The sequence below is a fragment of the Nocardia uniformis NBRC 13702 genome, from assembly GCF_001613345.1.
Taxonomy (GTDB): Bacteria; Actinomycetota; Actinomycetes; order Mycobacteriales; family Mycobacteriaceae; genus Nocardia; species Nocardia uniformis.
Genome location: NZ_BDCE01000056.1, coordinates 92,608 through 115,838, shown reverse-complemented (window position 1 = coordinate 115,838; position 23,231 = coordinate 92,608). Strand labels below are relative to the sequence as shown.

Genomic DNA, 23,231 nt, shown 5'->3' with positions numbered 1-23,231 from the left:
TGTCGCGAATTAGGTAGTGGCACAAAGTATTCGAACAGCTCCCGAATTCGAGAGGATACGTCGAAATGGGACGTTTCGAGGACAAAGTAGTCTTCATCACTGGCGTTGCGCGCGGGCAGGGGCGCTCGCACGCCGTTCTCGCGGCGCGCGAAGGTTCACACATCATCGGGGTGGATCTGGCCGGACCGCTTCCGCATGTCCCGTACGATTCGGCCACCGCGGCCGATCTCGAGGAGACACGGCGGCTCATCGAAGACGTCGGGGCGAACGCGCATCTCGTCCAGTGCGACGTTCGCGATCTCGATGCGCTGCAGGCCGTCGTCGATGAGGGTGTGGCCGAGTTCGGTGGCCTCGACACCGTCATCGCGAACGCCGGGATATGCGTTCCCCAGGTATGGGACGAGATCACCCCGGATAGCTTCCGGGACACGATCGATATCAACGTGACAGGTGTCTGGAACACCATCACTGTCAGTGCGCAGCACTTGATCAACCGCGGTGGCGGCGCGGTAGTGCTGGTCAGTTCGTTGGCAGGCAAGAAGTTGCAGCCATTTATGGTCCACTACACGACCAGCAAGCACGCTCTCGTCGGGATGACGCGTGCGTTCGCCGCGGAGCTGGGCCAGCACAACATCCGGGTCAACAGCGTGCATCCCGGCGCAGTCAATTCTCCCATGGGCTCGGGTGCGATGATCCCGCGGATCGTGCAGACGAATGAAAGCAACCCGCGCCTGGCCGGTATGGGCATGGGATTCCTCAATCAGTTCTCGGCGGAGCCGGACGAGGTCGCGGATCTGGTGGCCTTCCTCGTGTCGGATGCAGCGAAATTTATTACTGCCGAACATATTTCGATCGATGGCGGATCACAGCACTTCTGACGGACCGGATGCGGTCGCCAAGCGGATCGGCGCCGGCCCCGCCGTCGCGGTGCGCAACGCGCAGTGGAGGCCTGTGGGCCTTCGATGGCGCCCGGCGATGCGAGGGCTAGGTCGGCGAAGGCAGGCCGACGATGGAAACGTTCGACATGGGTCAGTGTCCTGGACGAGAACCCTGCGCTACCGCGCTGTGACGTAGTACACTGTGACCTAGTGCACTAAGTACTGTTAGTTATACAAGCGCACTGCGAGGTTGCACCGGTCGGGCATTCCCCAGCCTGGACGCTTACGACCGCGGTCGTGCCAGACCTGCCCTGGCACCGTCGTGGCGTCTCGGAGCCGAGCCAACTTGGCACGCTTCAGAAATTCATCAAGGAGATTCACATGAGCAATGGCGCAGATGTGACAGCGAACGGCGCTTTGCGCACCGGACTGCGTTACGTCGTGATCGGAGGTGGCGCTGCTGGGATCCTGTCCGCCGTCCGCCTCCGTGAGCGTGGTCAGGGCAACTTCGTCGTCTACGAGAAGCGGCATCGGATTGGCGGCACTTGGCAGGACAACCGGTATCCGGGCCTGCACTGCGACGTTCCATCGCACGCCTACACGTTCTCGTTCGCGCCGTACGCGGAGTGGAAGTCCTACTTCGCGCGCGGCCCGGAGATCCGGGGCTATTTCGAATATGTCGTGGACAAGTTCGGTGTCCGGCCCTGGATCGAGTTGAATTCCGAAGTCACCGAATGCATATTCTCCGACGAGGACGGACGGTGGCACCTCACGCTCTCCGATGGCCGCACCGATGTCGCCGACGTGATCTTGGCCGCGAGCGGGGTGCTACACCACCCAAAGATCCCGGACATCGACGGCCTCGAGGACTTCAAAGGCCAATGGTGTCATAGCGCCCAGTGGCGCGATGACATCCAAACACGGGGCAAGAGGGTGGGCGTGGTCGGGAGTGGGTCGACCGGCACCCAGATCGTAGCCGAACTCACCGAAGAAGCGGCCGAGCTCGTGCATTTCTCGCGGACCCCCCAGTGGATTCTGCAGCTACCGCAGTTCGACTACACCGATGACGACCGAGAGCGGTTCCGTGCGAATCCGGCGCTGATCGACGAGATCCGCTATGGCGAAGAGTACCAGGCCTTCCTGAAGACCTACTACACAGCAGTGGTCAACTCGGACTCGCCGGAGTATCAGGCTCTCGACGCCGCGATTCGGCAGAATCTCGAAGACAGCGTGAAAGATCCCGCACTTCGCGAAAAGTTGCGTCCGGACTTCCTGCCGATGTGCAAGCGGCTCGTGATGTCCTGGTCGTACTATGACGCGATCCAACGTCCGAACGCGGTCCTGGAAACCAATGAGATCAACCACCTCGACGAGACCGGTGTCGTTCTGGCCGACGGTACACGCCGGGAGATCGACACGCTTGTCCTTGCCACGGGATTCAAGGTCGACAGCTTCATCCGCCCGACCAAGGTCGTCGGTGTGAACGGCGTTGACCTCAACGATGTCTGGGAAGAACGCGCCGTCGCCTACCGATCGATCTCGGTGCCCGGATTTCCGAACATGTTCTATCTCAACGGACCCAACGCGCCCGTAGGCAATTTCTCGCTGATCGAGATCGCGGAATTGCAGTGGAAGTACTTCGAGCACCTACTCGACAAGATCGACTCCGGCGAGTACACCCACGTCACCGCAACACAGGAGGCGCTCGACGAGTACGAGACCGAACGGCAGGCAGCGGCCAAGAATACGATCTTTGCCAGCGGTTGCACCAGTTGGTATCTCGACAAGCACGGTATTCCCGCCGGCTGGCCGTGGAGCTTCTTCGAGTTCGAGCGAACCATGCAGAAGCCGATACTCGCGGACTACACGCTCACCACGCGAGTGTGCGAGAACAACGCCCGCACCAGATGGCTTACCGCCCGGCCAACCTGACCGCGAATGTCATCATTGAGTCGAATTACCAAGGTAGACATGAAACTTCACACATCAAAGATCTTTTCCGCCGGCTTTCAGTTTCTGGAGTCGCCGCGATGGCACGACGGCAAGCTCTGGGTCAGCGACTTTTTCGGGCACCGAGTGGTAACCCTCGACTCCAGTGGAACTCCGTCCACGTTCATCGAGGTCGATGACGAGCCCTCGGGTCTCGGATTTCTCGCCGACGGTTCGCTGTTGGTCGTCTCCAAGCATGACGCGAGCGTACTCAAGGTCACATCGGACGGAGCGATCGAGAAGTACGCCGAGTTCAGCGAGTTCGCCGAAGGTCCGGGCAACGATATGTTCGTTGCGCCGAACGGTCACTCCTACGTCGGAAACTACGGACCGCAAGGCGGCACAACCAATTTGGTGCACGTGGCACCGGACGGTTCGGTCAACCGGCTCGACGGTGATCTGTCCTTCCCGAACGGTATCATCCAGACACCCGATGGGACGTTGCTGGTCGCCGAGACGCTCGGCCACCGGATCACTGCATTCGACATCGCGGACGATGGGTCTCTCGCGAATACGCGGGTATGGGCTCAGCTCGACGAGTCCCTGCATCCCGACGGCATCGAACTCGACTCCGACGGCGGCGTGTGGTTCGGCAACGCCATCGCGCTCGGCGAGGAGAGCGGCTTCTACCGCGTTGTCGAAGGCGGCGAGATCACGGACAAGGTCGCGATCGCGGGTGCGTGGGCTGTAGCGTGCACGTTCGGCGGCCCGGATCTCGCGACTCTGTATATGACGTGCAACGTCACCGATCTCGAACAGTTCGAGCTCAAGCACTCGTCGGGATACATCGCCCAGGCCGCGGTGGGTTATCGCGGGTCCTTCTCGAATAAAGGATGAACCGTTGCCTGATTTCATTGATCGTATCGAGGGCAGCGCGCATTATCGAACGCTAGAAGTGCTAGGTGATTCGGATCGCGCGCTCGGCTCCGCGCCCGAGTTGGCCATCGACGATGTCCACCGTCTCGATCAGATCGACGGGCCGTGGCTCTCCGAGGCACTCGCAAACGGTGTGGTCGGTGCACAACTCGTGGATGTCGCGGATACCGATGCGCATGACGGTATGACCGACCGGAGGAGTTGGTCGCTCGCGTGGAACGAGCCGGGTGCCGCAGCCGGCCTACCGACCCACGTTTTCGCCAAAGCGACCCCACATACGGCCGATCATCGCGTGATGTTGTCGGTGCTCCATATGGACGAGACAGAAGCAAAGTACTACGCGCAGCTGCATCCGGAGAATCCCGGACTCGCTCCGGACTCGTATTACAGCCGCAGTTACGGCGGCGGACGTTCGGTGATCCTTCTCGAAGACCTCCGAGCGCGCGGCTGCAAGCCCTATACCCAGGCCGACGCCATCGACATCAGGCACGCACGGGCAATCACGGTGGCACTGGCCAAGTTTCATGCGACGTACTGGCGCAGCGATCGACTCGACAAAGATCTCAGCTGGGTCCGACCGCGGCTACAGAGGTTCGGTTGGCCATGGCTGTACCGGGTGAACAACGCGATGCGTGAGAAATTCCTGTCGACCGCCACCGAATCGGAACTTCCCCCGCATGCCCGGAAGGTCTTGCAAGCTTGGCAGGAGAACAGTCTTCGGGTCTACGAGTACTGGGATAGTCAGGATCTCACCGTCATCCACGGAGACAGTCATCTCGGCAACACCTATTCAACTCCGGATGGCGCCTCCGGACTCTTCGACTGGCAGGTTATCTTTGCCGCTCCCGGAGTTCGCGATCTCACCTATTTCCTCTATTCGGCATTCACAGATGAGCAACGCAAGAAGTACGAGCGCGAATGCTTCGACCTGTACGTCGACACGCTCGCGGAGGAAGGCACGACAGTCAACCGCGAGAACGCGTGGAATGACTTCCTGCTCTTCGTACTCGATCGATGGGACGCCGGGATGATGTCGTTCGTCCACGGGACCTACGGCCATGCCCGTGACGCCCAACTACGTGCGTTCGCCACCGTCTCCGGCAGCGTGGCAGACAACGAGATCCATGACCGTCTCTCGTCGCTATTGCGCCGACTTCCTTAGCCCCAGCACACCTGGCCAGTAGATCAGACAACAGCCTTCCCGAGGAGGACCATCTTGTCGACATATGTAGACCCGGAAATCGGTGCGGCACTTGTAGCCGCCGCCGAGGCGGCCCAGGGCGTGACGCTGCCCGAGCGTGATGACCCACTCGGTCTCCGTGAGCTGACCAATCAAACACTCGTCGGTGTTCTCGGCGCCCTGCCGCCCACCCCGGATGTCTCGACGACCACCTTTACCGCAACGGCCGACGACGGCACCACGATACCGTCGAGGTGGTATGCCCGCGCTGATTCCGCTCCCGGCTCGGCGGTGGTATACGTCCATGGTGGCGGAATGATCTGCGGCTCCGTCGAACTGTATGAACCGCTCGTTCAGCACTACGTCCAGCTCACCGGCGTCCCGATGCTGTCGGTCGACTACCGGCTGGCGCCCGAGGTCCATGACTCCACTCCGGCCACAGATTCTTTTGCGGCCCTGCAGTTGTTGTACAAGGAGGCCGACAACCTCGGTGTCGACAGGTCGCGGATCGCATTGATGGGGGACAGTGGGGGCGGCGGTATCGCGGCGTCGACCGCAATTCTTGCCCGGGACAACGGTATCGAGGTGGCCAAGCAGATACTCGTGTACCCGATGCTCGACGATCGCAACACAGAACCAGATCCGATTCTGGCACCGACCGCATTGTGGTCATACGACAACAACTACACGGCCTGGCATGCTTTGCTCGGCGATACGATCGGCGGGGCGACGGTGTCTCCCCTGGCCGCAGCTGCGAGACTGGTCGACTTCTCGAACCTGGCGCCGGCTTATATCGAGGTCGGAGAGCTCGACATCTTCCGGGATGAATCACTCAGGTATGCCCAACAGTTGGCGACAGCCGGCGTGTCATGTGAGTTTCATCTGTACCCCGGTGCTCCGCACGGCTACGACTGGCTCGGAGTGCAGACCGCGATCGGTACCCGAGTCATGACGGACCGGATCCGGGTGCTGAAGTCGTTGTGAGCCAATCGATATTTCGAGCGGTCCGATCGACAGAAATTCCTACCCGTCGTCCATGCACCGAATCGAGAAAGTGAACAATGGGAAAATTTGACGGGAAAGTTGCGTTCATCACCGGCGCAGCCAGAGGAATGGGTCGCGACCACGCCATCCGCCTGGCCGAGAGCGGCGCCGACATCATCGCGGTCGATCTCTGCGAACAGATCGACACCGTGGCTTATCCGATGTCGACACCGGAGGATCTCGAACAGACAGTCGACGAGGTCCAGTCCCGAGGCCGACGTATCGTCCACCGACAGGCCGATGTCCGCGACTTCCAGGCACTGCAATCCGTTACCCAGGAGGGATTATCGGCGTTCGGTTCGATCGACATCGTGATAGCGAACGCCGGTATCGCACCGCAGGGCTCACCGGAGCCCGACATCGCCCAGACCTTCCGCGATGTGGTGGAGGTGAACCTGTTCGGCACCTGGAACACCGTGCAGGCGGCGGCACCCGCCATGATCGAACAGGGCAGAGGTGGATCGATTGTCCTGATCAGCTCCACGCAGGGCCTCAGCGGCGTCGGTGGCACCGGAAGCGGCGCGAGCAGCGGCTACGCATCGTCGAAACACGGTGTGGTCGGTTTGATGCGCTCCTTCACGCACTGGCTCGCACCCCATTCCATCCGGGTCAACAGTGTGCATCCGACGGGCGTTCTGACACCGATGATCGTCAACGAGCACATGCAGACGTTCTTGGCCAAAAATCCGGACGTCGCAAAGGGAATGCAGAATCTTCTGCCGGTTCCGGCTCTGGAATCGGCAGACATTGTCAACGCCGTGGCGTGGCTTGTCAGCGACGAGGCCCGATTCCTAACCGGTGTCGCGCTGCCGGTCGACGCAGGGTTCAGCGCACGATAGGTGCCTGACCGAGTCATTGGAGGGTTTGAGGAGCGTAGGCGGTTGGCTCGAAGAGGTGTGATCGTCGCGTTTCTGTCGCGGTACCGGCAGATACACTCGTCAGCCGCAGGGCCGGTGAAGTCCTCGGTCTGGCAGTGGAATGTCGGCACCCTCATCTGACCCGTGAATACAGGGAGACAAGCAATCGTGAGAAATTCGCTCGCACGATTCGGCATACCATCTAAGACCCGTCCGCGGATGGCCACCTCAGACTTTCCGATGAGATCGACAGGCACGCCCCCGATGGGGGAGCGGCCCGCCGCAATGGTCAATGTAGACACGACCGATGCTATGTCGTGCGTAGCAGCCCGGCGAATCACACGACGCGAAGCAGGAGTTCGATGATGAAATTCTCCGACGTGACAACCCACACCACTGGGCAATCGATCTCTTCGGCTTGGCGCGTGCCCTTCGTCGTCGCTACAGCAGGCACCATGGTACTCGGAGCAGTACAACCTGCCCTCACGCAAGCCCCAGAATTCGGTTGCGGTGGAGAGCATTTCGTAGCGTCCTGGGCGGCCAGCCCCACCGATTCGATCACGCCGTTGGATGCCTCCGGTGGGGCTGTCCCGATGACTGTGAACAATCAAACCTTTCGTATGGTCATCACCCCACATCTGGGCGGCACCCAGCTACGTGTCCGTCTGACGAACCGATTCGGGCTCACACCTGTCACCTTCGACACGGTCAGCGTTGGTGATCAGGTGTCAGGAGCGGCTGCTGCGAATATCGCACCGGTTCTGTTCGACGGCAAGTCTTCGGCCACGCTCGCTGCCGGAGCCGATGTGCTCAGCGACCCAGTGCCGTTCACGGTCGCCTCGTTCGGTCCGCTGGCGGTCAGTATCCACGTAGCCGACCCGGTCGGTCCGCCGACCAAACACTGGAATTCCAACGCCACCTCCTACTATTCCCCCGCCGGTAGTGGCGACCTGACAGGACAATCCGACCCCGCGCGGTTCACCTCCACGACCAACTCCTGGTTCTATGTCAATGCCCTGGATGTGCTCGCACCCGCGCAGACCCGAGCCATAGTCGCGTTCGGCGACTCCATCACCGACGGCTTCGTCGGTACCACCGCCGTCGCTGTCCCCGCCGACCGCGCGGTGGCCGACACCAACGGGCGCTATCCGGACTTGCTGCAACGACGACTCGACGCCGCGCGCATCCCCCTTTCGGTTGTCAACGCCGGGATCGGCAGCAATCGACTCTTGACCAGCGGCGAACCACTACTTCTCGGCCCCAGTGGCCTTTCTCGGTTCGCGCGAGATGCACTCGAACAAGCCGGAGTCAGCGGAGTCCTTGTCCAAGAAGGAATCAACGACCTCGGCCTGCCGCCACAAGCTGACGCGGCCTCAATGATCGCGGGATATCAGGAACTCATCACCACAGCACGCCGGCACGGCAAGAAGATCTGGATCGGCACACTGCTCCCAGCGTCCGACGCCGTTGTCAACGGCGTCACGTTGGCTCCGCGCAGCGAGACCGACCGTCAGCAGATCAACACCTGGATACGTAACCAAACCCTCGCCGACGGCATCGTCGACTTCGACGCAGCCCTGCGTGACCCTGCCAATCCCGCAGTCCTGCAAGAGGTCTATGCCAGTCCGGACCGCCTACACCCCAACCCAGCCGGCTATCGGGCAATGGCGGAAACGATCCAACTATCCATGCTAGAGGGCAGTCGTTCCCCCGCTTGCTGACGTGCCCGCGGGCGCGCACTGGCACATGCGCCTCTGAGGCTGCGCGAGCATTGGCGTTCGCAGGCCCTGACGGCCCTGGATGCTAGTACCGCAGGTGCCCGTTCACCGCGCGGTACAGTGGACCGTTCCCGGTTGTGCGCCACGAGGCGCTGTTATCGATGTTGGAGGTGCAATGACTCCGAAGTGATTGTGTCGCAGCACGATTGCTGTATCTGAGATCGGGTGCGGGAGAAGTTGATCCCGAAACCGGGTAATCCGTTGAGGAAGCGTCGGCTGGGGATACCAACGGCAGCGGACCGCGTTGTTCAGGCCGCGTTGAAGTTGGTATTGGAGCCGATCTTCGAGGCCGATTTTCAGCCCAGTTCGTGTGGGTTCCGGCCGCGAAGACGCGCTCAGGGGTTCGAGCCCTTCGCCGTCACGGACTTCAGAGGGGAGTGCTGCACGATCTGGTGACAACTGACCTGCCCCACCGGTTAGGTTCCAGTCGCGGTGGCTAACTGACTGCGCGGATGGTGTCGTTGTCGAACGATAGTTCGTACTCGATCGGCGTGGAATACCCGAGCGCGGAGTGGCGGCGTTGGCGGTTGTGGAAGATCTCGATGTAGTCGAAGATCGCGTTCGCGAGCCCGATCCGGGTCTTCCACTTCTTGCGGTTGAGCAGCTCGATCTGCATGGAGCCCCAGAAGCTTTCCATCATCGCGTTATCGAGCCCATCTCCGACGGTGCCGAACGAAGGCAGCAGCCCCGCGGAACGGATTTTCTCCCCGAAAACCCATGAGGTGAACTGGGTCCCGTGGTCGGCATGCACGATTCCGCCCGTGTCGGGACGCCGGTTGCGGATGGCCATGTCCAAGGCGTTCACGACCAAGGTCGCGTCCTGCTTGGAATCGATCGACCAACCCACGATCCGACGGCTGAACGCGTCGAGAACGGCAGCGCAGTAGACCCACCCTTCTCGCGCTTGGATTCCAGCAGTCGTTGCAACACGCGTGGTTACGAGGCTTCCAGTAAAGCAGTAAGACGCTCGGCGGGTGTGTCCCAGTCCAGCGACTTGCGGGGTCGCTCGTTGAGTTCCTGGGCGACCGCTCGGAGGTCGTCGATGCCGTGTCCTGCCAGGTCGGTGCCGCGTGGAAAGTATTGCCGGAGAAGTCCGTTCGTGTTTTCGTTGGTGCCGCGCTGGCAGGGCGATCCTGGGTCTGCGAAGTAGACCTCGAAGTTCGTCGCGGTGCTGAACGCGCGGTGCTCGGCCATCTCCGCGCCCTGGTCCCAGGTCAGTGTTCCTCTCAGCGACGCCGGCAGGTTGGCGACGGCGGCGATCAGCGAGTCCCGGACGGTTTCGGCATTGCGTTCGCGGCCGAGGCGACCGAGCAGGACAAAGCGTGTGGACCGCTCGACCAGAGTCGCGATCACTGATCCGCCCAGGGCGCCGATGATGAGGTCGCCTTCCCAGTGGCCAGGCACTGTCCTGGACTCGACGACGGCAGGCCGTTGGCCGATAGAGTTCATCGGATCGACGAACCTCGGGCGACGGACGTCGGGCTGCTTGCGGGGTTTGCGAGCGAGGCGACCGCGCCGAAGTTGTTTTTCCGAGTGCACGTTTGAGCTCTCCGCGAGCGTGGACGTAGATCGTTTCGGTGCTCACTCGCATCTCCGAACTGGTCGGGAAGTCCTTGATCAGTCGGTGGCTGATCTGCTGTGGTGACCACTTCTTGTTCAGTTTCGCCTGCACGTAGTGGCGGAGTGCGGTGTTCGCGACCAGTTTCGGTGGCCGCGGTCGGGCTCGGCGTTTCACGACAGCCGGTGCGCGGTATGAGGCATGTATCCGCGCGAGGAGACGGTGTTGCGGTTCAACTCCCGACTGATCGTCGATGGCGAACGGCCCAGCTCGGAGGCGATCTTGCGGATCGACAACCTGACCGCCGCAGGTCCTGAAGTTGCTCACGCTCTACCAGGCTGAGGTATCGCCGATGGATGATCTTCTCAACAACCTTGAGATCGACACTTCCACCGATCGCGCGTGATCTTCGTTCCGGCACGCCGCCATTGTTGCGCTCGGGGTAGCGCACCACACGACCGTCCGGATAGACCCGCCCCCGGTTGATGATCGTGATGCCCTTGTCCCAGTCGGTGGCCGATCGGGCATCGGCACCGACCTGCTTCCGAGCCTGTGCGCGTGTGAGCCCGGCAGCACGCAGTCGCAAGAATTCCTCCCGGCGCGGGTTGACCTTGCGTGCCTCGCTGGTAGAGATTCCCGCCTTGCGAGCCCACGCATACGCAGTCGGCCGAGCAATTCCCAACTCACGAGCAACAGTGGAAATGATCTGCCGTTCCCGCACCAGGCGAAGAAATTCCGCCTTCAGCTCCGCGGAGTAGACGCGTGGCGTTGCCCGCTGCATGGTCAGCCCGGTGTGGCGCAGCCAGTTGTAGCCGGCGTTTTCAGGAATGCCCACCGCTTTCGCTGCGGCGCGGACCGTTCCTCCCCGGTCGAGTACCCGGAAGAACTCATCCTTTTGCTGCTGCGTGTACTTCCTGCCAGCCATGGCCGCACCTTCCGAGAGGTGTTGCGACGACTGCTGGAATCCAAGTACCGCGGGTTCACGCGATGCTGGCCCGGCGCGGGTTCTCCGTCGGCCGCAAGCGAGTCGAGCGGTTGATGCGGGGTGCGGGGTCGGCGTCCCGGTGATGAGCGGGCACAGATCGTGGCAGCGATGCGGCCACTGTTTATCCTCCATGAGGACCGCGCCCGAGCCGGGGCGGCGATCGGACCGCGGCGTGAGATCGCCGATCCGGACGAGCTCGCCGAAACCAATCGCCATGGAAACCGAATGGCAGAACTCGACGGTGAGATTCTGTGGCGGGGTTCCGGCGTCGGTCTCCTCGGGAAGTCGCCTGCGGTAACGGTGGGAAGCGCCCCCACAGAAACCCCACACTTTTGACCGGAATCAATGCGAATTCATGCGAATCGTTGAGAATAGTCGTTTCTCGAAAAAGCCTGGTACTGAGCACTATTGGACACTGATGAGTGGGGTCTGTTCAACTGGAACGCGTGCCAGGTGGTCGCAGGTTCAAATCCCGTCAGTCCGCCGTCTGAAAATCCCCTCCGACCTAGCGGAGGGGATTTCTCATTGCGTACCGCCTGAGAGCACGAGACGAGAATGGGACTGCAGCCGTCCTCGCGGTGTCGGGCTACCGGTCGGCTTGGTGCCAGGACAATCCGGGATCGGATGCCAAGGGATGTGGTTCACCGGTCATAGCGGCGAGCGCTTCTGCCACCTCCTCGATTCCGGCACGGGTGTAAATGGTTGTCGCTCCGCGGCTGTGTTGATTTGCGTGCCCTGCATAAGCTTTGGCGACAGAATGCCCGAAATTGCGCTCGACCCATCGCAGGGTGGTGTGGCGCAGCCAATGGGTGCTGATCCCATGGGTCGCGACTGCTGGTACGGCGCCGCCGATTCTTTCCCAAAGGATTTGGTATCGGCGTTTGCTCATCGGCAGGCCGTTGCGGTAGCGCAACAACCGCTGCCTGGCGTCAATGGTGAGTGGACGGCCATTGATCGCCGTCGTTCGGCCCGGGTCGAAATAGGCAATCCGCTCCGCGTATTGGTTTTGCAACGCGGTCATCAACGTGGGTGTCACCGGTTGCCATCGTTCCTTCTGGCCCTTCTCCCGGAGCAGGATCAATGACTGGGTCGGATCGAGGTCCTCGGGTCGAAGAGCCAATGCGCCTCCGAGGCGGCATGCGGTTTCGGTGTGCAGACGCAGTAGCAATGTGTCGAGTGCGGGATCGTTACCGCCCTCGGCTGCTGCGTGATTCACTGCCGCGAGCAATTCACCCGGCAATGCCCGTCGGTTGGAGGGCAAGGGTTTGGGTGGTTCGAGCCGTGCCGAAGGATCCTCCTCTTTGGTGATGTATCGGTCGTCTATGGCGAATCGGTAGAGGCAGCGCAGCGCGTTGACGAAGTGCTCGACGGCGTACTGGCCGCCGCGGTCGCTGCGGCAGATTCGTCGGTTCTGACGTGCTTCTTCGATGAGGGTTTTCAGCTCGGTCACCGTGGGCTCGTCGAGCCGTTTGTCCGGCCACAACTTGGTCCAGTAGGACATGTATGTGTCGCGGGTAGCGGTCGCCGGCATCGCGTTGTAGACGACCGGAATGTATTCGCCGAAGGTCGGGACGTGGGGTTTTTCGATTGCGGCACTGCGGAGATCGTCGATGCTGACCCCGAGACGGTCGATCAGGAGCATCGCCGCTTCGATATTGCCGGTCGATTGAACGGTCACGGGGCACCGCCTGTGCCACGGTTGCTGAGCTGGTGAGCGACCATGATGTCGAGCAAGTGCTGAGGACATATTGTCAGCGACTTCTCGAGTATGTGTGCGGTCAGCAGCAGGCGGTTGCCTGCTCGGCAGTCGGCGGCCCGGAGGATTTCGGCCGGGATTCGGAGATGGCCGTCCAGATAGATTCGTCTGCCGTCGGCGTCACATCGATCGACGGTGATGATTCCGTCTCGCACCTGAAACGCGAGCAGAGTGCCCGGCTTCCATTCGAGGGCGCTGAGGATCGGTTTGGCGGCGATGCGCCCGGTTCTGTCGACCGGGCTCACGCCGTGGATCATCGTGCGCTCCGGATGCCGCAGAGAAACACGGATCTCCGCGACTGGCAGTGGCCTTCGTCGCCGGGAACTGAAGGCAGCCATCGATCCTGGTTGCTCGATGTCAGCCGAGCTGGGCAGAACCGGTGCAATCGGTCGGAGTTGAGATATATTCGTAGCTGGCCCGGGAGCTAGCGGAGTTGCACGATAAGTGCGTTGGACAGGCCCTTCCTCAGGTGTCAATGCAGGGGTTGTAATCCGCTGGTTTGGCAAATGCGAATCGGATTCGTGACCGTCCGTTACTTCAGTCACACGATCTGGGTGAATTCGCCCCTGTTGGGGGTTCATGCCGTCACATTAGCGCGTTACTGCAGTCACATGGAAGAGCGCTCCAGGTGCAGTCACATGCGGATTTGGTGCAGTCACATCAGGGGAGCGGATGCGCTACGGGCTCGGCAGGTGGCGAGGTTCCCGAGCCAGCGGATGGGGTTGACCCGATACCGCGGTCAGCGCCTCGGCTACCTCGGGCAGCGAGGCGCGAACGTAGGTGTAGGTGGCACCGTCGATGTTGGTGGGCTCGCTGTGTCCCGCGTACGCGCGGGCGACGGCGTAACCGAACTCCCGCTCGACGAACGTGAGTGTGGTGTGCCTGAGCCAGTGCGCGCTGATCTGCAGCCTGGCGGCCCACGGGAGCTGCTCGCGGATCCGCTTGACCAGATAGTCGTAGCGACGGCGGCCGACCGGCCTGCCATTGCGGTACCGGAGAACCTGTTTGGTCGCTTGCGCCCCACCACGTGTGTTGACGTGGTCGACCAGCCTGCTCATCAATAGGGGGGACACCGGCTGCCAGCGCTCGGTCTCGCCCTTTTCGCGGAGCCTGACCAGGCAGTCCTCGACGTTGAGGTCGTCGATATTGAGTGCGAGCGCACCACCTGTGCGGCAAGCGGTTTCGATATGGAGCCGAATAATCAGCGCATCCAGTTCTCGATCGTTTCCCGTTGTAGAAGCGACGCGGCCGATCTCCTTTATCTGTTCGAAGGTGAGTGCATGCCGGGTGCTGGGAAGACGCCGGGGCTTGGCTACCTTCGTGGCCGGATTGTTCGACGGACGGATCAACTGGTCGGCTTCAGCGTGCCGGTAAATGCACCGGAGCGCGGACACCATATTGGCTGCGGCACCACGCCCACTACGGGAATTTGATCGAACAACCGCAACGCACCGGAACCATCGGCAGGCGGGAACGACATTGGCGCGGGGGTGGTTTCGGGCTATGGGGTGACGATGGCGAAGTTCGGGTCGGGTTCGTCGAAGAGTGTGGTGAGACGGACGAAGCTCTGGGCGTCGCCGTCGATGGTGATGGCCCTTGATTTCAGCGCGGTGGGCAGGTCCTGGCCGCCGAGCAGGACGCCGATGAGGGTGGCGCGGGTGAGGGTGAAGGTGACCTCGGCCGCCGGGAGGTTCGCGCTGTCGGGTCGGTCGTAATGCACCAGCACGCCGTTGCGTAGTTCGAGGCGGCGGACGCGTTTCTCGTCGGTGAAATGCCAATCGCTGACGGCGGTTTCGTGCCACGCCTTGGGTCCGTCCAGGCGCAGAGAGATAGCGTCGAAGACCTGCTCCACCGTCAGCGCCGCCAGCATGGTCGGCGAGGTGGCCGCGGTCGGCGTGCCGACATTGCCGTTGCGTAGTTCGTAGGCGCCCATGAGGTAGAAGTTGCGCCAGGGTGCGTTCTCGGCGCCGTAGCCCAGCTGCTCGAAGGTGCTGGCCTGCAGGGTTTTCGCGGCCTCGTTGGTGGGGTCGGCGAAGATCACGTAGTTCACCACCTGCGCCACCCAACGGTAGTCACCGGCGTCGTAGGCGACGCGCGCCTTGCGCAGCACCTCGTCCGCGCCACCCATGAATTCCACATGCCGCGTGGCGCTTTCGACCGGCGGATGCTCCCACAGGTGAGCCGGGTTGCCGTCGAACCAGCCCATGTAGCGCTGGTAGATGGCCTTCACATTGTGACTGACGCTGCCGTAATACCCATGCGTGTGCCAGGCCGCCGCGATGGCCGGCGGCAGCTCGATCATTTCCGCTATCTCGCTGCCGACATAGCCCTGATTGAGCCGCCGCAGCGTCTGATCATGCAGATAGGCGTACAGATCCCGCTGCAGGGACATGAATTCCACTAGCCGGTCGGTGCCCCAGGTCGGCCAGTGATGCGAGGCGAAGACGACGTCGGAGTCGCGGGCGAACAGGTTGATCGATTCGGTGAGGTACTGCGACCACACGTGCGGGTCGCGCACCAGCGCGCCGCGCAGGGTGAGCAGGTTGTGCAGGGTGTGGGTCGCGTTCTCGGCCATGCACAGGGCGCGGTGGTCGGGGAAGAAGAAGTTCATCTCCGAAGGCGCTTCGGTGCCCGGGGTGATCTGGAAGACGATCCGGACCCCGTCGACGGTCTCCTCCTGCCCGGTGTGGGTGATGTCGAGGGTCGGCGCGATCAGCGTGAAGGTGCCGAGCGAATTGGTCTGCCCCAGACCGGATCCCACGGTTCCCTTGGGTCCGCGCGGCAGCACCGCGCCGTACATGTAGGCGGCGCGGCGCGTCATGGCGGTGCCGGCGTAGACGTTCTCGGCGACCGCGTGCTCGAGAAACCCGGCCGGGGCGATGACCGGTAGCTTGCCCGCGTCGACGTCCTCGTTAGTGGTGACGCCGAGCGCACCGCCGAAGTGATCGATATGCGAGTGCGTGTAGATCAGGCCGGTCACCTGTTTGTCGCCGCGGTGTTCGCGGTACAGCTTCAGGCCCGCGGCCGCCGTCTCGGCCGAGACCAGCGGATCGATGACGATCACGCCGGTCTTTCCCTCGACGAGGGTCATCTGTGACAGGTCGAGACCACGGATCTGGTAGATCCCCGCAGTGACTTCGTAGAGACCTTGGCGCACATTCAACCCCGACTGCCGCCACAAACTGGGATGCACCGAAGCGGGGCAGGAGCCATCGAGGAATCCCCACGAGTCCGCGTCCCACACCACTTTCCCGTCGGCGGTCTTCACCACTCCTGGCTCGAGGGCGGCGATGAATCCGCGATCGCAGTCGGCCTGGTCGGTGGTGTCGGCGAAGGGCATCTCCGCCAGCGCGCGCTGATGCTGCTGGTTGATGAAATCGCTGGGGTCGGTCGAGGTCATCGTGGGCCTTCCTGCTCCGGGCCGGGCCAGTCCCGGGCCCTGCGTCGGTTGGTCGGATCGAGAGGAGGTCGGTCAGGGCGCGGACGCGGCGGCCGGGGTGCTGTGGCGCAGGGATCGACGGATCCACAGCCAGGTCACGGCGAGCATCACCACCAGGGCGGGTTTGCCCAGCACCAGTGCCACCGAGCCGAGCAGTACCACCTTGTTCGCCGCGTACAGCGGCACCATCACCGCCAGGTGCACCGCCCAGAACACGAACCACGCCAGCGTGACGCGCCGATGCAACCGCAGTCGTGCGGCGGGATCGGTGGCGTCGGCTGGTTCCAAGCCGATGCGGCGGCTGATCCAGTGCGAGAGCGGGCGTCGCGGCAGCAGCAGCGTGAGCCCGAACGCGACCGTGCACACCGCGCAGATCAGCAGGTCGGGGAGATAGAAAGCGCGGCCTTCTCCGGTGAAGCCGACGAACAGCGAGAACACCACCACCAAGGCCACCGATATGGCCACGACCTTCACCGAGTCCCCGCGCGCCAGCCGGTAGCCGCCGATCCCGAGCGCGACCGCCAACGCGATCAGCACACCGATCTTGGCGTTCCACACCCCGTACCCGGTCAAGAACCCGATCGCGGGCGCGGCCCCGTCCAGAATGTGCTGCGGGCCGCCGAGGGCGGTGAACTTGCCCCACATCTCGGTCGCGGCCGAGCGCGGTTGTTCGACAGACTCCATCGTCCACCACCTGTTGTTCAGTACGAGAGGAAACGATCAGCGAACTATCAGCTATCGACATGCTGTCACGAAAAGCGCTCGAATCGCGAACATTGAAGCCGCCCGTCACCTACACCGATCCCCATGATTGCAGCAGGTATGTCACGTTCGAGGCCAGTGATGTCACCACGTCGGCGAGATTCATAGTGACGGACCCAAGATCGATGATCGGGGTGTTCACGGTGTGCCCTTTCGTAGCTCTTGCCTTATCGCAGTCTCACTGCAATAAAAGTAGGGAGGCTTGGCAATATCTCAGCATCCGGACGCCGTGACACCGCGAGGTTCGAATGGCATGGAACGTCCGAAGGTTGTTCTCGAGAACAATGACGCTGTGTACGAGTTCTATCGCAAGCATCAGCAGCCGAGATTGCAGGCGAAGGGAGCGTACTGGCTGCTGAGTCGTCGGTTCCAGCCGCGTATTACCTATGCGCCGGGTGCACGAGAGCGGTTGCGCGAGTTCGTATCCCGGGGCCGTCCAGTGCTGATTTCCATAAATCATCTCTCGCAGCTGGACCCATACACGGTGGGGGCGGCCGCATGGCGCAGTGCGCTGCGGCCAATCATCGGGCGGACCCGCGTACTGGCCAAAGATGAGCTGTTCCTGGAGGACAAGTTGCGTCGGCGCATCGACATGATGGGTGGGGTTCCGGTGTTCCGTGGCAAGGACCATGGCCTGCGTGCGGTGAACGCCGCGGGGCAACAGATGATCGATCTCTGTGCCGAGCGCATGGCAGCCGGTGACAGCGTGGCCCTGTTCCCTGAGGGCACGTGCAATCTCGTTGACCCCGCGGAGGTGCAGTCCGTCGGATCTGGCATCGGGCACATAGCTTTTCGCGCCAAGAAGCTCGGCGCGGACCCGGTGTTGGTGAGCATGGGCCTGAGCTACGGCCCACGCGGGGACGCGTCGGTCGAACCCACCGAGGAAGAGGCGAAGTCGGCTAGCTTCTACTTCGGCATGCCGATCCCGAACCTCCCCACCAAGCCTGCGGAAATCACTCGAATTGCCCGCGACGAACTCCAGTCAGCATTGAGCGGAGCCGTCGCCGCATACTGATCCAGGTGCCTCGATTACAAAGTACGTCCGGCTCTGGCCGTCTCCGACAATGTGATTGCTGTCAGTGCTTCGGCGACTTCAGGCAGGCTCGCTTGGACGTAGGTGAGGGTGATGCGGCTGGTACGGAGACGGCGGGGGTGGGTGAATGTGTGTGGGGGAGCGCTGGAATCCGCAGCTTCGGATCGGCGACGCCCTTGTTGTCGCGGAATGGAATCCGGTCCGCCACGCGCTGGACCCGGTGCAGTACGCCCGGACGGTCGACTGCCGAGCGCACCTGCCCGATATCGGGGCGGGCTGCCACCGTCATCACCGTGCGCACCACTCCGGGGAACCAGCGGGCGAGCGGGCAGGCGATGCGCGCCTCGGGGCGGATGGGCGCGACTGCGGTGTTGCGCGTGATCGCATCGACGATCTGTCGTCCCGCCTTGTCCGGATGCATGCCCAGCAGTGCCTGCACCTTGAGCATTACGGCCCGGGCGGTGGCGGACTGCTCCTCATTCAACAGTGACGAAAGACCGGCGCTGGCAGACAGATTGGACGAGATCAGCCCCGGGCAGACGACGGTGACGCCGATGTCGTGCGGGGCCATTTCGGCGCGCAGGCAGTCGCTGAAATGTTTCACCGCGTACTTGCTGATGCTGTACGGACCGGTGTACGGGGCCGCGGCGAAGGCGGCCATGGACGAGAAATTGACCAGATGACCGCCCGCGCCGCTCGACCAGCTGCGCGCCGAACACCCGGCAGCCGTGCACCATTGCCATCAGATTGACGTCGATAATGCGTTGTAGATCGGCCTGCGGAACATCCAGGAACGGTCCGCCCACAATGATCCCCGCATTATTGACCACCACATCGGGCACGCCGTGCCGCTCACGCACTCGCTCGGCGAACTCTTCGAGTGCGGGGGTGTCGGTGACGTCGAGCCGGTACGCCGTGGCAATCCCGCCAAGATCACGAATCTCGTCCGCGGACGACTGCGCACCGTCGAAATCGATATCCGCGATGACGATTTCCGCGCCGGCGGCGGCCAGCGCTTTCGCTATGCCGCTGCCCGCGCCGGCAACTACCGCCAGGCCTGGATAGAAGGGTTTCTTCTTCATTGAATGTGTCCTCGAATCGACTGGAATTCAGGTGCGCAGCGCGGACGTCGTTATATGCCCGTGCCGTATTCCTGTGTTACACAGCGTAACCAAGAGTGTCTCAGACAGTATTACTGAACAATATGTGCGCTGTCCCGATCGACCGAGGGAATTCACCGTGGACCCATATCGGAGACGAGCCACCGGTCACCGACCTTGTGCAGGGTGGTGAACATGCGCATGCCCTCGTTGCGGGGCGCGGGGGTGTCGGCGTTCTGGAAGGTGAGGTCCACGAAGAGGATGACGGTGATATCGCCGCTCGGGTCGACCCGGGAGACGCCGGTCTCGACCACCTTGCCGGTGGAGACGACCTTGGCGCCGGAGATCAGATTCTTGATCGCGTCACCTGCCGTCGCGTACTGGTCGTGAAACTTGCCGGTGGTGGCTGCCGCGACGGCGGTGACGTAGGGGTCGAGGTCGCTGTGGTTGTAGGTGGTCACCGTCGTGACGAAGTCACGAGCAGCGTTCATTGCGGCGGTCTGGTCGTCGAGTTGGGTTCGGGCGGCGGACAGGCGGTCGATTTCGGCCGCGTCCCGGTAGTGCGTGAAGCCCAGGATTCCCGCGACGACTATGGCGAGAAGTGTGACGGCGGAGAGTAGTTTCGTCGCCGACAATTTCGGCGTTTCGGCCGTCGGTGTTTCGGCCTTCGTCGTGGTGGTGGATTCCGATGAATCGGTGTGCGGCTCAGCATCTTCCACCGTGGTGGTGGGCTCCTCGAGCATTCCCTTGACTACCATTTCCAGCACTCCTTGAAATCAGTTCCCCGGTGACCCGATACGGACGCGTAGCGCGCCGTCGGGCGGGAACAGGTTGAGCATCATGTCCATGACGGAGCCGGCGTCGACGTTTCCCCAGTAGCCGTCGCGCAGTTCGCGCCGATCCGGCGGGACCTCCCGGTCGACCGCGTCGGCGATCTTCGGGATCACCGGATCGAGTTCCGCCTTCAGCTTGTCGATGAGCGGGAATATGATCGGCCAGCCGCGGTAGCCCAGGTCTGCCAGCTGAGAGATGTAGGCCGCCAGGGGAGCGATCGCGGGTGTGAGCCGATCCACCTGCGGCGCGAGATCGCCCAGATCCCCGGCGAATCGGCCGCCCAGGTCGAGTAGGACCTTGCCGTTGCGGTAGATCCTGATGAGCGCGTCCTTGTCGTCGGCCAGCAGCCGGGCCAGGCGGGTCGAGACATCCTTGATGAGTTCGGTGTTCTGTCGGGTGGCCAGCGTCGAACCACCGAGCAGATCGGCCAGGGCGCTGAGCTTCTGCACATCGATCTGGCTGGAGAGTTCGTTCACCGAACTCAGCACCGAGGCCGCGCTCGGTGGCACCCGCACTCGAACGCCCTGTATGACAGTGCCTTCGGTGAGGTAGGGCCCGTCGGTGGAGTCGGGGGTGAAGTCCAGGAACTGTTCGCCGACCGGCGAGAGATTCTGCACCGAGACGGTCGCCGCGAGCGGAATTCGCGCATCGGCGTCCAGTCGGATCGAGACCGAGAGCAGCCCACCCGTCGCGGGTGAAATCTGGTGCACCTTACCGACTTTGATGCCACGCAGGGTCACATCGGAGGTCTCCATGAGCCCGCCGGAGTCCGGCAGCAGCACCGTCGCGGTGATCTTGTCCGCGAGCGGTTCGAACTTCAAGACCCCGAAGACCAGGCTCACCGCGCAGACCACGGTCATCACGAGCACCGCGAAGAGTGAAAGGAGCGGACGACCCTTCATGACACCATTCCCGTCTTGCGCAGCAGTTCCCACAGTTCGGGTGACGGCGCGCCGCCGCCCTCCACGGTGAGCCGGTCCACCGCGATGCCGAAATTGCCGGTGCTCAGCGCTGCGGTCAGCTTCTGCCGCAGCGCGTCGAGCGGTCCGAGCAATTGCGGCAATGTCAGGTCGGCGGTGGCGATCACCCCGACCAAGGGGGTCACGATGGCGAGGATCGAGGTGATGTCGGCTCCTGTTTGCCCACCCAGATATTTGACGATGGCGTCACCGATGGTCGGCACATCACCCGCGAACCGTCCGAATTGGTCGAAGGCCCCAGCGAGCGTGCTCGCGCGTGCCGGCACGTCGCGCATCAGCGCGTCGAGCAGTTCCTGATTGTCGGCGACCATCTGGGTGAGCGCGGCCGCCGAAGTCAGTATCTGATCGAGTTCGCCTGTGCTGCCGGCGAGTTGGCTGATTCCGTCCCTGCCGTAGAGCAGGAGGTCGCGCAGTTCGTCCTGGGGCGGCATCGCGGCATTGATCCGGGCGATGCCGGAGGTCAGGGATGCGGAGGTGCCGCCGTTGAGCACGCTGGCGAAGCCGCGGATGAGTTCCTCGAGATTCTGTGCGGGCATGGTCTGCGACACCGGTACGACCGCACCGGGTGGCAAGGGCGGCGCGGTGGATCCGGGCGGCGGTGTCAGTGCGATGTAGATGTCGCCCAGCAGTGTGGCCTGGCGCAGTTCGACCTTGGTGTCGTTCGGTACCTGCACATCGTTGGAGAGTTCGAGGACCGCGGTGGCCACGAAGTTCGCGACACTGGTCGATTTCAGCACTCCGACCCGAATGCCATTGAGCTGCACCTCGGCCTTGCCGGTCAGGTTGAGCACATTCGCGAATTGCACCGAGATGGTGTAGGTCGGCCCGGATACCGCGACGCCGGGGATCGGCAGGTCGATGGCTTCGACGCCGCAGCCGGTGACCAGCAGCGCCGATCCGATGGCGGCGCACAGTCGCAGCCTCATTCGGTCACCCCCGCGCCCGCCGCGCGCAAGAGGATCTGGATCAGCCCGAAATCGACTGTGCCGCCGGGTGTCAGATCGAGGTTGCATTCGGGATTCGGCAGTGGCGGGATGGCCGGCGTTTTGCTGAGAATGCCTGCGGCCACACACATATCGCGAGCGAAGTCGGTGGACACCCGGATCTGCGGGGGTCGCAGTCCGATGCCGCCGGTGCGACCGGCCGGGTCATAGAGCGCGAGCAAGTTGTTGCCCAGCTGGGGCAGTTGCGCCAGTACATCTTTGATGTCACCGGTGTGATCGGCGAGCAGGCCGATGGTCGGTACGGCGGTGTCGACCGCGGTCACCAGGCGGGTGCCGTATTTCTCGAGATTGCGTATGAGGATCAACACTCCGGCGTTGAGGTGGCCGAGACCGGTCACCAGCTGCGGCATCAGCTCGGTGAATGTCGCGAGCACCGTATTCGCTTGCGACACTATGGCTCTGATCGATCCGGCGTTCGCCACCAGATCGGTCGACAGTGCATCCGTATTGCTGATCAGGCTGCGTAACTGGGCTTCCCGGCCACCCACGTCGCCGAGCAGCGTGGGTAGGTCGCGCAGTATCCCGTCGATCGCCGGCGCGGCCGTGATCGCCTGGTCGGCCGTGGTGTTCAGCAGGGTGCGCAGCAGCTCGGGCGACTGTTGCGGGTCGGTGGGGGTGCCGTCGGCGGTCTTGCCGAGCAGTGCCTTCACGAGGGTGTCGGTGGCGGCGAATCCCGCGCTGATGCCCTTCGCGGTACGCGTGCGGGACAGCGGAATGCACTGGGCGGTATCGAATTTCGCACCCTGCCGGTACGGCGGAGTGAGCTGGATGGTGCGGTCGGTGACGATCGATCCGGAGACCGTGGCCGCCATGACATTGGCGGGGAGTTCGAGATCTCGGTCGATGTCGAAGCGGACCAGGACGCGGTCGCCCTGCGGCTGGATATCGGTGATGTTGCCGACGTTCACTCCGAGCATGGAGACGCCATTGCCTTTGTAGATGCCCACGGCGTCGGAGAATTCGGCGCACATCCCGATGCGGTTGAAGGCCGCGTCGTACCGTTGTTCACCCGCCGCCCACACCTGCGGCCCCATGCTCACGCCGATCAGCACGGCCAGTAGGACCACACCAACGCCGACTATGCGCAGCGTCCGTAATCCCTTGGCGGGGAACGTTGTTCGAAGCTGGTCCGACGTTGCTCGCAGCAATGCGTACGGTATCCGCCACAGTGCCCGCAT

General features: G+C 62.9%; 18 protein-coding genes and 5 pseudogenes. 10 read left to right on the top strand and 13 right to left on the bottom strand.

Features of this window, described 5'->3' with window-relative positions:
* Positions 1–65: 65 nt before the first annotated feature.
* The 8 genes and pseudogenes from NU1_RS19680 to NU1_RS44295 form a co-directional block, all read left to right on the top strand.
* Positions 66–878, top strand: a complete 813-nt coding sequence (locus tag NU1_RS19680) for a mycofactocin-coupled SDR family oxidoreductase (RefSeq protein ID WP_067523252.1) — start codon at positions 66–68, stop codon at positions 876–878.
* 381 nt (positions 879–1,259) lie between these two features.
* Entirely contained in the window at positions 1,260–2,810 is a 1,551-nt protein-coding gene (locus NU1_RS19675) for a flavin-containing monooxygenase (protein WP_084521607.1), read from the top strand.
* 39 nt (positions 2,811–2,849) lie between these two features.
* A complete protein-coding gene (locus NU1_RS19670; RefSeq protein WP_067523251.1) occupies positions 2,850–3,704 on the top strand; it encodes an SMP-30/gluconolactonase/LRE family protein in 855 nt (284 codons plus the stop codon).
* Positions 3,705–3,708: 4 nt separating this feature from the next.
* Positions 3,709–4,905 carry a phosphotransferase gene (locus NU1_RS19665; protein ID WP_157552573.1) on the top strand — a complete coding sequence of 399 codons (1,197 nt, stop codon included), beginning with the start codon at positions 3,709–3,711 and terminating at the stop codon, positions 4,903–4,905.
* A 162-nt stretch (positions 4,906–5,067) separates the two neighbouring features.
* Complete coding sequence (locus NU1_RS19660; RefSeq protein WP_371859815.1) at positions 5,068–5,907, top strand: alpha/beta hydrolase; 840 nt, start codon at positions 5,068–5,070, stop codon at positions 5,905–5,907.
* Positions 5,908–5,984: 77 nt separating this feature from the next.
* Positions 5,985–6,806 carry a mycofactocin-coupled SDR family oxidoreductase gene (locus NU1_RS19655; RefSeq protein ID WP_067523248.1) on the top strand — a complete coding sequence of 274 codons (822 nt, stop codon included), beginning with the start codon at positions 5,985–5,987 and terminating at the stop codon, positions 6,804–6,806.
* A gap of 611 nt (positions 6,807–7,417) precedes the next feature.
* Positions 7,418–8,545, top strand: coding sequence for a GDSL-type esterase/lipase family protein (locus NU1_RS19650; RefSeq protein WP_245720206.1), 1,128 nt, complete (start codon positions 7,418–7,420; stop codon positions 8,543–8,545).
* Positions 8,546–8,767: 222 nt separating this feature from the next.
* A pseudogene (locus NU1_RS44295) lies at positions 8,768–8,938 on the top strand (reverse transcriptase domain-containing protein); the annotation flags it as partial.
* A 100-nt stretch (positions 8,939–9,038) separates the two neighbouring features.
* Here the strand turns inward: NU1_RS44295 and NU1_RS19640 are convergent.
* Both NU1_RS19640 and NU1_RS40465 read right to left on the bottom strand, forming a co-directional pair.
* Positions 9,039–9,503 (bottom strand): annotated as a pseudogene (locus NU1_RS19640) (IS3 family transposase); the annotation flags it as partial.
* 35 nt (positions 9,504–9,538) lie between these two features.
* Positions 9,539–10,941, bottom strand: a pseudogene (locus tag NU1_RS40465) (IS30 family transposase).
* Between NU1_RS40465 and NU1_RS44290 the strand changes: the two are divergent.
* Positions 10,923–11,228: an IS3 family transposase gene (locus NU1_RS44290; protein ID WP_371859813.1), complete on the top strand. Its 306-nt coding sequence runs from the start codon at positions 10,923–10,925 to the stop codon at positions 11,226–11,228. The pseudogene NU1_RS40465 and the gene NU1_RS44290 overlap by 19 nt on opposite strands.
* Positions 11,229–11,731: 503 nt before the next feature.
* On the opposite strand, the gene NU1_RS19625 is transcribed toward NU1_RS44290, so the two are convergent.
* The 5 genes from NU1_RS19625 to NU1_RS19605 form a co-directional block, all read right to left on the bottom strand.
* Positions 11,732–12,787 (bottom strand): tyrosine-type recombinase/integrase, encoded by a 1,056-nt coding sequence (locus NU1_RS19625; RefSeq protein ID WP_067523336.1) that lies wholly within the window; start codon positions 12,785–12,787, stop codon positions 11,732–11,734.
* Between the two features lie 32 nt (positions 12,788–12,819).
* Positions 12,820–13,146, bottom strand: coding sequence for a hypothetical protein (locus NU1_RS19620; RefSeq protein ID WP_157552570.1), 327 nt, complete (start codon positions 13,144–13,146; stop codon positions 12,820–12,822).
* Positions 13,147–13,578: 432 nt separating this feature from the next.
* Positions 13,579–14,298 carry a tyrosine-type recombinase/integrase gene (locus NU1_RS19615; RefSeq protein WP_084521604.1) on the bottom strand — a complete coding sequence of 240 codons (720 nt, stop codon included), beginning with the start codon at positions 14,296–14,298 and terminating at the stop codon, positions 13,579–13,581.
* A gap of 104 nt (positions 14,299–14,402) precedes the next feature.
* On the bottom strand, positions 14,403–16,301 hold the full coding sequence (locus tag NU1_RS19610; protein WP_067523242.1) for an alkyl/aryl-sulfatase: 1,899 nt from the start codon (positions 16,299–16,301) through the stop codon (positions 14,403–14,405).
* Positions 16,302–16,373: 72 nt separating this feature from the next.
* Positions 16,374–17,024, bottom strand: a complete 651-nt coding sequence (locus NU1_RS19605) for a DUF3159 domain-containing protein (protein ID WP_067523241.1) — start codon at positions 17,022–17,024, stop codon at positions 16,374–16,376.
* Positions 17,025–17,355: 331 nt separating this feature from the next.
* On the opposite strand from NU1_RS19605, the gene NU1_RS19600 reads away from it, so the two are divergent.
* The gene (locus NU1_RS19600) at positions 17,356–18,117 is read left to right on the top strand and encodes a lysophospholipid acyltransferase family protein (protein WP_067523240.1); all 762 of its coding nucleotides are present in this window, start codon (positions 17,356–17,358) and stop codon (positions 18,115–18,117) included.
* Positions 18,118–18,178: 61 nt separating this feature from the next.
* Here the strand turns inward: NU1_RS19600 and NU1_RS43830 are convergent.
* The 6 genes and pseudogenes from NU1_RS43830 to NU1_RS19570 all read right to left on the bottom strand — a co-directional run.
* Positions 18,179–18,832, bottom strand: a pseudogene (locus NU1_RS43830) (SDR family NAD(P)-dependent oxidoreductase); the annotation flags it as partial.
* Between the two features lie 61 nt (positions 18,833–18,893).
* Positions 18,894–19,217, bottom strand: a pseudogene (locus tag NU1_RS44285) (SDR family oxidoreductase); the annotation flags it as partial.
* A gap of 152 nt (positions 19,218–19,369) precedes the next feature.
* Complete coding sequence (locus NU1_RS19585; RefSeq protein ID WP_157552567.1) at positions 19,370–19,993, bottom strand: hypothetical protein; 624 nt, start codon at positions 19,991–19,993, stop codon at positions 19,370–19,372.
* Between the two features lie 18 nt (positions 19,994–20,011).
* The gene (locus NU1_RS19580; protein ID WP_084521601.1) at positions 20,012–20,971 is read right to left on the bottom strand and encodes an MlaD family protein; all 960 of its coding nucleotides are present in this window, start codon (positions 20,969–20,971) and stop codon (positions 20,012–20,014) included.
* Entirely contained in the window at positions 20,968–21,975 is a 1,008-nt protein-coding gene (locus NU1_RS19575; protein WP_067523235.1) for an MlaD family protein, read from the bottom strand. Before NU1_RS19575 ends, NU1_RS19580 begins: the two co-directional genes overlap by 4 nt.
* Entirely contained in the window at positions 21,972–23,231 is a 1,260-nt protein-coding gene (locus tag NU1_RS19570) for an MlaD family protein (protein WP_169815102.1), read from the bottom strand. Before NU1_RS19570 ends, NU1_RS19575 begins: the two co-directional genes overlap by 4 nt.